Raw genomic sequence first — 11,724 nt, 5'->3', positions numbered from 1 at the left:
TAGCTTATTTTTTCTTTATTTGAATAATATGGGATAGATTTACTTTTTTTGAAAAAATATTTTAATATATTAGGCCCTACTATACTTTAATATAAATATTTTTGGCTTATAAAAGTAAGTAAATCTAAAGAAAAATTGGATGAAAAGGTGAGTAATTGGGAATATATTTATGAATATATTGGAGTTTATAAAGCTAAGTAACGAAAAAGATGGAATAAAAGTAAAAAAGCTGAATAAAGAAATGAATTCTTAAAACAGGACTAATTTCATTATATTGGTAAACTACCATTTGTTTTAAGTATATTATTTTGTAGACTCAAGTTTCTTAATCCATCTATTTGATATAGAATCTATATTCTTAGATAATAGAATATAATTTTTAAAAATCATATCCCAAAAACTTACTATAATATATATGGTTTCCAAAAATAATTAGAAATATCCCAGTATCTATTTTTTTACTTATATCATTCTTTCCTTTTTCCACTTCAAATAATACAACTTCAACCTAACTTGAAGTCAATACTTTTTATTGACTATTATATAAAGTATTTTTATAATGTTCTTATTCATATAAAATTTTAGGGAGGTAAAAATATGAAATATTCCATAACTGATGCATCAAAAATAACAAATATTTCTCCATATGTTATTTGATTTAATGAAAATTATTATAAGATATATTAATGTAAGTAGTAAAAATGTTTTCTTTTATAAATATAATTATTTGGAGAAAGTACTGATTTTACAGAATAAAAAAGGAATTGTAAAGTCTATTGATGTATCAAAAAGCTAAACTGTAGTAAATCAAGTACAATTATAGTTGTAGGAGTATTAAAAGAATACTGTCTTATTGTAATGAAAATTGATGGTGATGATATTATTTTAACATAATAAAGAAAAAATATTTAGACAAAAACTAAGAGGTGAGCTTATGGAGTATTTTAGTGAGTCAGATAATGAGGTACAACGATTTGATTGGGGAGAGGTTACATGGATACACGAACCATCAAAAACACAATTTAATAGACTTAGTGCTGGGATTGTAAGATTTTTTCCAGGGAACTGTCAAGAAAAGCATTTTCATTTAAGTGAAGAACAACTTTTATATGTAATTCAGGGAGAAGGAATACAAATAGTTGATGGCAAAAAGGTCAATATAAGGGAGACATCTATAGTTTATTGTCCACCATGTTCAGAACATGAAATTATAAACACTGGTAAAATCGATTTAGTAATATTAATCACTTATGTTCCTCATAAATTTTCAAGCTTGAGACAAATACCTATCATATTTTCTGAAAACACTATACAAGAGTTAATTAATGTAAATATAATTGAAAATCTTGCAAATCAAATATCTAATATATTGAATCTTAGAATATCTGTATATGATTCAAAACACAAAAAAATATTTGAGACTAAGAAAGAAAACAAATTTTGCGATATTTGTAAAGGTATAAAAATGTGCACTAAAAAGCTTGTTAAAAGCATAAATAATGATAACTTTGCAAAAGTGTATCATTGTGAGTATGGTGTTTCCAGTTTAGAGATACCTATAGTATTAGAAGAAAATATAGTTGGATATATAGAATGTGGTAATTTTATAGTATATAAGTCTATTGATATAGATAAAAATTTATCTGAATTATCAAGTAGTTCAGAGATTGACATAAAATACATAAACAAAATTTACAATGAATTTCCATTAAATCCTAAAAGTAGATTATATGTATTAAAAGAAAATTTATTAATGATGTCTGAATTTATTCAGGAAATAGCTAGGAGAAATTTCTTTGAAAATCAACTTAGTATAAAAGATGAGGAAATATTGAAGAATAGAAAAGAAAATATAAGGCTTGAAGAAGCACTTAAAAAAGCAAATAGTAGATTATTAGAAGAAGAGTACATTATTAATCCGATATATATGTTCAATAATACTTTAAAAGAATATCCTTTTGAATTAGAACTTTATATTGAAAAAGAAATTAAAAATATGAACTTAGAAGGTGTTTATAATCTAATAGATACAAAGAAATTAATATATAATGATGTTAGAGGTATTATTCAGGAAATGATATTTGTATTGTCTAGAACAGCACTTAGAGATTTAGGAGATTTAAAACTTATATCTTATTTAAGAAATAAATACAATAAAAAAATATCACTTGTAAACAGTGATGAAGATTTATGGGATGTGTTATTTGAATTTTCCAAGGAATGCATTGATAAGAATAGAGCATTTTGGAGAAAAGATAAGGGAAATCTGATTGAAAATATAAACGAATATATACAAAAATATTATAAAGAAAATATAAATTTGAATAGTATATCAGAGGTCTTTTTTATAAGCCCAAATTACTTGAGTTCTATTTTTAATGAAAAAAATAAAGTTTCAATAACTGAGTATATAAATCTTCTTAGGATAGAAGAATCTAAAAAATATCTGTTAGATAGAAGCGTGAGTATTAGTGATATTTGTAAGAAAGTAGGTTTTAATAATAGTAGTTATTTTTCACAAATATTTAAGAAGTTTAATAATATAACTCCAAATAAATATAGAAAGAATATCCTAGATAATAAACCTTAAATAAGATTATATAAGATATACATTGTAAGAAAAATTGGAAGAGAGTGATGGAGGAATTTTATGTTTGCAATTATTTTTTTATGTATAGGGGGATTTTTAGCTGCTTTTGTAGATTCTATAGCAGGAGGGGGAGGACTTATAAGCATGCCTGTTCTTATGGCAATTGGAGTGCCAGTGCATCTTGCTATTGGTACAAATAAATTTGCAGCATCAGCAGGGTGTATAAGTAGTGCTTATAGATACACAAAGTCTGGAAAAATAAATAATGACCTTTTAAAAAAATTAGTACCATTTACTATTATTGGTAGTATTTTAGGTGTAAGATGTGTGCTATCAATAAGTGAAGATATATTAAATGTTTTAGTTGTAGTAATGATTTTAATAGTGGCTATTTACACCTTTGTTTCTAAAAATTTAGGGCAAGAAGATAATTTCGAAGCTATTAATAAGAAAAATTTAAGATTAGGAATGCTTATGGCTCTTGTAATGGGTTTTTATGATGGTTTTTTTGGTCCAGGTACAGGTACTTTTTTAACTTTTGGATTTATAAAAATATATGGATATGATTTTTTACATGCTTCTGCAAATACAAAAATATTAAACTTAACAAGTAATATAACTTCATTGTTATTATTCATGATAAATGGTCAAGTAGATTATAAGATTGCTATAGTGTTTGCATTAGTAATGATAATAGGCGCTTATATAGGTGCTAAAGTTGCTATAAAGAAAGGTTCAAAGATGATAAAACCAATATTTTTAATAATGGCATTGTTTATGGTCATAAAATTGGTATATCAAACATTACTTTAGTTTATTGAGCTTTTAATTTTTATAATCAATTGTAGAACTTTTAGACTTAACCTAATTATATAGTTTTATAAAAATTCTAGTTATCTTCTAATGTAGTTCATATATAATACACATATAAATTGTAATATTATAATAGAAGAATTATATATATATAACTTTGATTTATGTATATTAAATATATAATAATTTGTGGGAGGAATGTTTATGAACATATCAAGAAGAGCTATGAAGATAATTGAGCTGGCACAAAAAATTGCTAATAAAAGAGGTGTAACAGTACAAGATGCTTGGAATGATGCGATAAGAGAATATAAAGAAAAATATGAATATGTTGCATAATGATATGCGTGATATTTTAAATATAGGAAAAATACAAAATAAAAGAGAGTGTCTCAAAATGAACTTTTTAGTTCATGAGTCATTCTTTTTTGTATGAAATCAAATATATTTTTATCATTTCACCAATGAAAAGAGGCTTATCTTGAGACACCAACTTTTGTTAAATTAAAAAATTTAGATAAAATAAGAATTGAATAAAATCAACTTAAGTAAATTGGAAATACTCATATGAAAATTTTCAATAGCTATTTAGAAATTTTTCTAAATAGCTATTGAAATAAAATTAGAATTATGTTATATTCTATTTAGATGAAATTCTAAATAGAGAGGTGATGGTGTTGGGGTTTCCAGAAACATTCAAAGCTCTTTCAGACCCTATAAGAAGAGAAATATTGGTTATGCTGAGGGAGAATAAAAAGTCAGCAGGAGAAATTAGTGAAAAATTTAATATGACAAATGCTACAATTTCTTATCATCTATCTCAACTAAAAAAAGCAGGACTCATATTTGAGACAAAGTATAAAAACTTTATTTTCTATGAAATAAACATTTCAGTTTTCGAAGAGGTTATGCTTTGGTTTTCACAATTTATGGAGAAGGGAGAAAAAGATAATGAAAAAAGCGATAAATAAACAATTTATTTTATCTACTTTAATATGTTTTATACCATTTATTATATCAATCTATTTTTATAATAGATTACCAAATGAAGTTGCAATTCATTTTGATAATTATGGAAATCCAAATAATTATGCTCCAAAGGTTATAGCAGCTTTTGGTGTACCATTTTTAATGCTATGTGTCCATTTATATACATGGTTTAGACTTGAAAATGAACCTAAAAAAGCTAGTTTTTCAAACGTTATGCAACATTTATCAAAATGGGGAGTTGCTATACTTTCAGTCATTTTACAAATAATGATGGTTTTGTATTCAACAGGAATTAGTTTGGATTTTAATTTTTATACAGGGTTGGTTTTAGGCATATTAGTTATTTTATTTGGAAATTATCTTCCTAAATGTAAGAGAAATTATTCTATGGGAATAATTTCACCATGGGCTCTTAATGATGAAGAAAATTGGAATAAGACACATCGTTTAGCTGGATGGATTTGGATTATTGGTGGGATATTATTGATTATTAATGCTTTTATTAGCATACCTTTTTATAATATTTTTGTAATTTTTGTAATTGTAATACTACCATTTATATATTCTTATTTGTTATATAGAATTTCAATTAGAAATAACTAAGACAATCAATTACTATCATAATATTTGGATAAATAGAATGCATTTCAGAGCTAAAATATATAAAGAAATTTATTAATACACTTATTTTAGCTCTGAGTTTATTTATAGAGTAGAATAAACTGTTTTTGTTAAGAATTTTGAAAGTAAAATCAGATTAAAAAAATAAAGGCACTAATTTGTCTAACGTTTATTGGTGAAAAATAAATATATAGAAGTTATAATAAATATATAAAAATATATGAGAGGTGTTATATGTTTGGTAAACCAAAAGAAAGTGTTAGATATTTAGACTTTAATGATGTAGCAGAAAAGTTTGGAGAAAAAAAAGCTGTTGCAATTTTTGATGCTATAGCTGGAAAAAAATCTAAAGAATACATTATCAAAGATATAGAAAAATTAGTGAAAAATGAAGTTTAGATATTTATAAGGCATATTGAGCTTGAAGGTAGCTCTTTATGCCTTCTTTTTTATTATTTTAGACATATTATAATGTTTAGGTTATGTATTATAGAAATCGTGTTATTTAGATAACTTTACATGTATAGTGTAGAGTGCTTAGCAGATAATATCGAGATGTAGTGATGTAAATTTAGTCAATACATTATTAATAATATAATTGAAAAATTATTAAGATTAGCAAATTAAATTTTTATAACTAAGTTTTAACAGTTATATTTTTAAATTTAAATAAAAAACTTATTGTTATAGATTAATAGTTATATAGCAATAAGTCTTTATAATTTAAAATTGTAATTAGTTTTGCAAAAATTATGATTTAGCAATGAATTATATGTAAAAATACTTTAGAGAGTTAAAAATTAAATAGCTATTTTAGATTATTTTTTAGTATATTGAGATTAAGTTTTGAATCTTCATTATCTTTATTAAAATATAACGCTTTATTTAAATATTGTTGAGCTTCATCAAATCTCTTATGAAACATGAGTATAACTCCTTTTAAGTTATACACATTACTTGCATTTTTTTTATAGTCAGAATCCTTTTTATCTAGATACTTTAAAGAGTTATTAATTGAATCTAAAGCATTGTATGTTGCATCTGAATAATCAGGATATCCATCGAAACGCATATAATTACATGCCTGTGCATAATAAAGATTTGAGTCAGTAGGATTAATACTAATAGCTTTTTTTAGTATGACTTCAACTTCTTTAAAGGTTTTTAGTTCAAAATCATCAAGTTTAAGTTGGGCAAAATCCATACTATTAATACCAAATTCTTTTTTGAAATCTTCATAGAACAAGAGCTTGTATTTATTATTTTCAACTACAAAGTATCTATTTACCTTTAAAGAATCATCTTTTTTATAAAGAAGATTTTTTATTTCAAAAGTTTCTTCTAATTTAACCACATTTTTATACTTTTTTCCATCATAGTTATAAGTTTCTATAGTTTTTTCTTTATCTATTTTATAACTAATTATTCTTTTTGTTTTAATTAAAATATTTTGAAATTCTTCAAGATTCTCCAGACTAATTTTTTTCTTGCTATCTTTGCTTAATAAACTATATGCTGTTTCATAGTCACCAGAGTTCATTCTATCAATATATTTTTTTGCTACTTCACTAGCACTTTCTTTTGGAGAACATCCCACTGCAGATATTACAATTGATAATGTTAAGAGTAAAGTTATGCCTTTAGTAATATTCATAATGTAATCACCTATAATTAAATTTTATTAATTATATTTTAGCATCAAATATTGAATAAGTCATCAGCTTTAATAACCAACTTATCAGTTTATTTTCTCTTTCTTTTAAATCATTACTATTAAATTTTTCTAATTTAATTTCACCAACAATCATACTATCAGACATAAATAATACTCTTTCTGTTTTTGATGCTACTTTGGTGTCATGAGTTACAAGCATAATAGTTGTTCCTAATTTATTAACATCTATAAGAATATCAATTACTTCATTTGTTAGCTTGGAGTTAAGTGAAACTGTAGGTTCATCTCCTTGTTAAGTTAAAATATATTATTGATGGAATATGGGCAGAAGTTGAAGTAGATTTAATTTGTATTTTGTGTACTAGGTATCATAATTTAGTATTACTTAAAAAAATTTTAATAAAAGATAAAGTCTATAGAATAAAAATAATATTAAAGATAAGAAAATATATAAGAGATTTGAAAATTTTTGTAATTTTTAATTTAATATATTATAATAAACTAGACATAAGTTTTTATGATGGAGGAAAATATGAAAGAAAAGAAAAAGATGATTGGAGTAGTTATATCTTTTTTACTTATAATCAGCATTATAAATCCATTACAAGCTGAAGCAGAAGTTATTACTGATTCTAGTGTATATATTTCTTCAACACAAGAGAATTATATATCTAATAACACTAGATTTAAAACTATTAAATCTAAAACTAGACACAAACGTAGTAAATCTAGTAAAAGTAGAGTGAAATTAAAAAAAAGAACTATAAGAACTAAAACATATGGACATGGAATTCTAAATAAACACAAAAGACAAGGTATAAGAAGATACAATATTTTATCAAAATTGGTACTTTCGATAATAGTTATGTTTATTGTTATAGTTTTAGTTATACTAATACTTGTTAAAAGAAAAAAGAAAAAATTTTATTAAATACAATAATAAAAATTATATAGTTGCTTTATGTGATTTTGTTGTATTATATACAATATTGATTATTACATCAAGATTCATTAACTGAACTTACAGAGGGAGAATTAGAGTAAAAAAAGACTATTATAAGGAATTGTTTATAGAATTTTGGATGTGAAAAGAAATACATAATCTAATTTACTATGTTTTAGAAAAAATAGATTACAAAATATATTTTTAAATTTATAAAAACATATTGACATTTTTTAGGAAAAATAATATTATTATTTTAACGCTAAAATTTAATAGAGTAAATTAAATCCTATGACAAGGAAGAGTAGTCAAATTTAGGTTCAGTATAGAGAGCTGAGGATGGTGGAATCTTAGCAAGAAAAAATTTGATGAATGGCCCTTAGAGGAGTAAATTGAAATCATAGTTTTGAGAGTAGACTTTATCGTCAGTCGCACGTTACAGCGAATAAGGTATGTAAGTACCTGATAATGAGATATATAAAAATTTGATTTTATATTAATTTTTATATAATTTAGGTGGCAACGCGGATAATCTCCGTCCTATTAGTTTAGGACGGAGTTTTTTATTTTATTGAAAACTTAAAATATAGAGGGTGGTGAGAAAGATGTTATGAATTTCCAAAGTTAAAGATGATGATATAGTAAATTGGCAAAAAAACAAATTGAAAATTAAAAAAACAGGAGGAACTACAAAAATGAAAACAAATACAAAAAAACTAACTTTAAATGCAATACTTTTAGCGATGGGATTATTGATACATCAAATTACACCAGCTATAGGATTACCAATGAAACCAGATATACCACTAGCAATGTTATTTGTAATATTAGTTTTAAATAGAGATGATTATAAAACTTGTTTGATAGCAGGCATAGTAACTGGAATATTTACAGCACTTACATCAAGTTTCCCAGGAGGTCAAATTCCTAATGTAATAGATAAAACTCTTACAGCAAATATAGTATTTTTATTAATGAGCATTAGTTATAAAATGCCTTTTATAAAAAGATTAGCTAAGAAGACACAAGATACTATAGTAGTTTCAATAATAATGCCAGTAGGAACACTTGTAAGTGGAACAATTTTTTTATTAGCAGCTCAGGCTATAGTTGGTCTTCCAGGTGCTTCATTCACAGCTTTATTTTTAGCAGTAGTATTACCAGCTATTTTAATAAATTTAGTTGCAGGAATATTTTTATTCAAGATTGTTAGTTTATCAATAAGAAGAGTTAGTTATCAAGCTTAAATATGAAATAATACTTTTATAGGATATATAAATTCGAATATAATTTAGCAATATCTAAATGTGACAAATGGAATTGGAGACATTAATACTGGATTGTTAAAGATGATTTTAAGCCAACTACAAAGACTATAAAAGCTGGTATGTATGGCTAAGAATGGTAAGTTTGGAAGTAATATGTATAAAATTGGATTAGAAATTCCTTGCTGGAGAGTATACTATAATTTCAAATTCTTCTGATACATATTATGAAGTTAGAAATTATAGCTTAGGTGATGTAGATGGAATAGTTACTAATGATGCTTTCTCAGGAAGTAGATATAATAACAGTTGAAGAAGGACAACATTTAATATTAAAAATTGTTATTTGATTGAGAATGAATAGATTTTATTATATTCAAGAGTAAATTGTTTATTCTAATATAAGAAAGGTGTTTTAAACTAAAATTTAAAACACCTTTTTTACTGTTATGATAAGGAATGTCTATTTTTATTTTTTAGAAATATACTATATTTAAATTATTAAATTTATCATCAAAACGTATGTAGAAAAATAATATCTTTAAAAGATTTTTCTTATTTGATATAATTAAGCTTATGTGTAATATAAGAAATTAGTTAGGAGGAATAGAAGTGAGCAAAAGAAAACAAGTAACAATACCTATAGAGAAAATACAAGAACAAGATAAATATATAGAACAAATACACAGACAAAATGAAGAATACTTCAACAGAACAGGAAAGAGGAAACTCGTGTTTACTCAAACCTTTGGATGCCAAATGAATGAACATGATTCAGAAAAATTGTGTTCAATGCTAGAAGAAATGGGATACAAAATGTCAATGATGGTTGAAGAAAGTGATTTAATAATATATAACACATGTGCAGTTAGAGAAAATGCAGAGCTAAAAGTATATGGGAACTTAGGACAATTAAAGCACTTAAAAGGAAAAAATCCAAATATGAAAATAGCTGTATGTGGGTGTATGATGCAACAGCCACATGTTGTAGAAGAACTAAGAAAAAAATACAAACATGTAGACCTTATATTTGGAACGCATAATCTATATAAATTTCCACAATTACTTACAGAGTCACTGGATTCTGACAAAATGTTAGTAGATGTTTGGGATGTAGATGGAGAGGTAATAGAAGGGCTTAGAAGTAATAGAAAATTTGAATTAAAAGCGTTTGTAAATATAATGTATGGATGCAATAATTTCTGTACGTACTGTATAGTTCCATATACAAGAGGTAGAGAAAGAAGTAGAACGCCTGAAGATATAATTGATGAGATAAAAGAACTTGTAGCGAATGGAACGAAAGAAATAACTTTACTTGGACAAAATGTTGACTCTTATGGTAAGACACTTGAAAATCCAGTTACATTTGCAGAACTTCTAAGAAAAGTAAATGATATAGAAGGAATTGAAAGAGTTAGATTTATGACATCTCATCCAAAAGATATATCTGATGAAGTAATATATGCAATTAGAGATTGTGATAAGGTATGTGAATTTTTACACTTACCAATACAATGTGGAAGTAGTAGTCTTTTGAAAAAAATGAATAGACATTATACAAAAGAATATTATTTAGAAATAATAGAAAAGGCTAAAAAAGAAGTACCAGACATTGCTTTTTCAACAGATTTAATGATAGGTTTTCCAGGAGAAACAGAAGAAGATTTATTGGATACTTTAGATGTAGTTGAAAAAGTTAGATATGATTCAGCCTTTACATTTATTTATTCCAAAAGACAGGGAACACCTGCTGCTAAAATGGAAAATCAAATACCAGAAGAAATAAAACATGAGAGATTTAATAGAGTGTTAGAAGCTGTAAATAGGATTTCAGCAGATATAAATAATGGATATAAAAATAGAATAGTTGAAGTTCTAGTTGAAGGAAGAAGTAAAAATAATGAGAATAAATTTGCTGGTAGAACTAGACAAAATAAACTTGTAAATTTCGAAGGAGGAAATGATGATTTAATTGGGAAATTAGTTATGGTTAGAATTACTGAACCTAGAACTTTTTCATTAAATGGAGTATTAATAAATGATTAATACTGTACAATATAATAAAATTATGTAAACTTATTAAAATAGATGTACTATAAAACAAAATATATTAAATTTTAAAAACATACATTACATATGTTATGTTAATTTCAGTTTTTATTATAAATAAATTTGATATAAAATGTAAATTGATGGTACATCTATTTTTATTTTATCAAGTTTTACCTAACTATATATTAGTATTTCCTTATTATATACTAATATATTATAGAATAAACATAAAAAAGCAGTTAATCTTTCATAATTAACTGCATAGCCTACTAAATATTATTTTTTACATTTCTTGTTAGAGTAATAGATATTGAAAACCACACTAGCAATTGTAACGATTATAAATATCACAGCAAATGGAAACATTTCTTTTTCATCCATTTGTCCACTTTCTACTCTATAACCAAGAAATGCCATAATAAACAACATTATAGATACAATAAAAATAACAATACTAGAACTTCTACATAATTTTTTCTTATCATATCTAGCTTTATCTTTATCACTCATAGTATTATAACCTGCTAATAGCATACTTGCTTTTCCATTAAATAACAATATACTTAAAATGAAAAAGGCAATTGCGAATATAACTATAAATCCTACTGCAAACATTATAAGCACCTCCATATATTTTGACTTATAGTTTACTAACTTATTGTATTTTACCATAAACATACATTAAAATCATTTATTTCATATCTTAACTTTATTAGATATATTATTATGCTATAATTTATCTATAGTGTGATAATAATACTTAGTATTTACC

Annotated in this window: 12 protein-coding genes and 1 other annotated feature; of the genes, 9 read left to right on the top strand and 3 right to left on the bottom strand. The window is 24.6% G+C overall.

Annotated elements, in window-relative coordinates:
* Positions 1–934: 934 nt before the first annotated feature.
* The 6 genes from IR152_RS18105 (at position 935) to IR152_RS18085 (ending at position 5,413) form a co-directional block, all read left to right on the top strand.
* Positions 935–2,590 (top strand): PocR ligand-binding domain-containing protein, encoded by a 1,656-nt coding sequence (locus IR152_RS18105; protein WP_227453248.1) that lies wholly within the window; start codon positions 935–937, stop codon positions 2,588–2,590.
* A gap of 60 nt (positions 2,591–2,650) precedes the next feature.
* Positions 2,651–3,403, top strand: a complete 753-nt coding sequence (locus IR152_RS18100; protein WP_227453247.1) for a TSUP family transporter — start codon at positions 2,651–2,653, stop codon at positions 3,401–3,403.
* A gap of 204 nt (positions 3,404–3,607) precedes the next feature.
* The gene (locus IR152_RS20140) at positions 3,608–3,742 is read left to right on the top strand and encodes a hypothetical protein (protein ID WP_255612186.1); all 135 of its coding nucleotides are present in this window, start codon (positions 3,608–3,610) and stop codon (positions 3,740–3,742) included.
* Positions 3,743–4,080: 338 nt separating this feature from the next.
* Positions 4,081–4,374, top strand: coding sequence for an autorepressor SdpR family transcription factor (locus IR152_RS18095; RefSeq protein WP_227453246.1), 294 nt, complete (start codon positions 4,081–4,083; stop codon positions 4,372–4,374).
* On the top strand, positions 4,355–4,996 hold the full coding sequence (locus IR152_RS18090) for an SdpI family protein (RefSeq protein WP_227453245.1): 642 nt from the start codon (positions 4,355–4,357) through the stop codon (positions 4,994–4,996). The genes IR152_RS18095 and IR152_RS18090 overlap by 20 nt, the downstream gene beginning before the upstream one ends.
* Before the next feature lie 252 nt (positions 4,997–5,248).
* Positions 5,249–5,413 (top strand): hypothetical protein, encoded by a 165-nt coding sequence (locus IR152_RS18085; RefSeq protein ID WP_227453244.1) that lies wholly within the window; start codon positions 5,249–5,251, stop codon positions 5,411–5,413.
* 409 nt (positions 5,414–5,822) lie between these two features.
* On the opposite strand, the gene IR152_RS18080 is transcribed toward IR152_RS18085, so the two are convergent.
* Together IR152_RS18080 and IR152_RS18075 are read right to left on the bottom strand one after the other, a co-directional pair.
* Positions 5,823–6,668, bottom strand: a complete 846-nt coding sequence (locus IR152_RS18080; protein WP_227453243.1) for an NTF2-like N-terminal transpeptidase domain-containing protein — start codon at positions 6,666–6,668, stop codon at positions 5,823–5,825.
* 31 nt (positions 6,669–6,699) lie between these two features.
* Entirely contained in the window at positions 6,700–6,888 is a 189-nt protein-coding gene (locus IR152_RS18075; protein WP_227453242.1) for a hypothetical protein, read from the bottom strand.
* Positions 6,889–7,221: 333 nt separating this feature from the next.
* Between IR152_RS18075 and IR152_RS18070 the strand changes: the two genes are divergently transcribed.
* The 3 genes from IR152_RS18070 (at position 7,222) to miaB (ending at position 10,946) form a co-directional block, all read left to right on the top strand.
* Entirely contained in the window at positions 7,222–7,620 is a 399-nt protein-coding gene (locus IR152_RS18070) for a hypothetical protein (RefSeq protein WP_227453241.1), read from the top strand.
* Between the two features lie 294 nt (positions 7,621–7,914).
* Positions 7,915–8,178, top strand: a binding site (T-box leader).
* Between the two features lie 149 nt (positions 8,179–8,327).
* Positions 8,328–8,879: a tryptophan transporter gene (locus tag IR152_RS18065; RefSeq protein WP_227453240.1), complete on the top strand. Its 552-nt coding sequence runs from the start codon at positions 8,328–8,330 to the stop codon at positions 8,877–8,879.
* 630 nt (positions 8,880–9,509) lie between these two features.
* Complete coding sequence (gene miaB, locus IR152_RS18055; RefSeq protein ID WP_227453239.1) at positions 9,510–10,946, top strand: tRNA (N6-isopentenyl adenosine(37)-C2)-methylthiotransferase MiaB; 1,437 nt, start codon at positions 9,510–9,512, stop codon at positions 10,944–10,946.
* A gap of 282 nt (positions 10,947–11,228) precedes the next feature.
* Here miaB and IR152_RS18050 read toward each other — a convergent pair whose 3' ends face one another.
* Entirely contained in the window at positions 11,229–11,567 is a 339-nt protein-coding gene (locus IR152_RS18050; protein WP_227453238.1) for a DUF3784 domain-containing protein, read from the bottom strand.
* Positions 11,568–11,724: the final 157 nt, after the last annotated feature.

It is taken from the genome of Clostridioides sp. ES-S-0108-01 (assembly GCF_020662285.1).
In the GTDB taxonomy this organism is placed as follows: Bacteria; Bacillota; Clostridia; order Peptostreptococcales; family Peptostreptococcaceae; genus Clostridioides.
This window is presented reverse-complemented; position numbering and strand designations above follow the sequence as displayed.

What these genes read in the sequence shown, in the direction of transcription:
- IR152_RS18085 (WP_227453244.1), top strand. Translation starts at nt 5,249, where the DNA reads ATGTTTGGTAAACCAAAAGAAAGTGTTAGATATTTAGACTTTAATGAT.
- IR152_RS18090 (WP_227453245.1), top strand. Translation starts at nt 4,355, where the DNA reads ATGAAAAAAGCGATAAATAAACAATTTATTTTATCTACTTTAATATGT.
- IR152_RS18105 (WP_227453248.1), top strand. Translation starts at nt 935, where the DNA reads ATGGAGTATTTTAGTGAGTCAGATAATGAGGTACAACGATTTGATTGG.
- IR152_RS18080 (WP_227453243.1), bottom strand. Translation starts at nt 6,668, where the DNA reads ATGAATATTACTAAAGGCATAACTTTACTCTTAACATTATCAATTGTA.
- IR152_RS18075 (WP_227453242.1), bottom strand. Translation starts at nt 6,888, where the DNA reads ATGCTTGTAACTCATGACACCAAAGTAGCATCAAAAACAGAAAGAGTA.
- IR152_RS18070 (WP_227453241.1), top strand. Translation starts at nt 7,222, where the DNA reads ATGAAAGAAAAGAAAAAGATGATTGGAGTAGTTATATCTTTTTTACTT.
- IR152_RS18065 (WP_227453240.1), top strand. Translation starts at nt 8,328, where the DNA reads ATGAAAACAAATACAAAAAAACTAACTTTAAATGCAATACTTTTAGCG.
- IR152_RS18100 (WP_227453247.1), top strand. Translation starts at nt 2,651, where the DNA reads ATGTTTGCAATTATTTTTTTATGTATAGGGGGATTTTTAGCTGCTTTT.
- IR152_RS20140 (WP_255612186.1), top strand. Translation starts at nt 3,608, where the DNA reads ATGAACATATCAAGAAGAGCTATGAAGATAATTGAGCTGGCACAAAAA.
- IR152_RS18050 (WP_227453238.1), bottom strand. Translation starts at nt 11,567, where the DNA reads ATGTTTGCAGTAGGATTTATAGTTATATTCGCAATTGCCTTTTTCATT.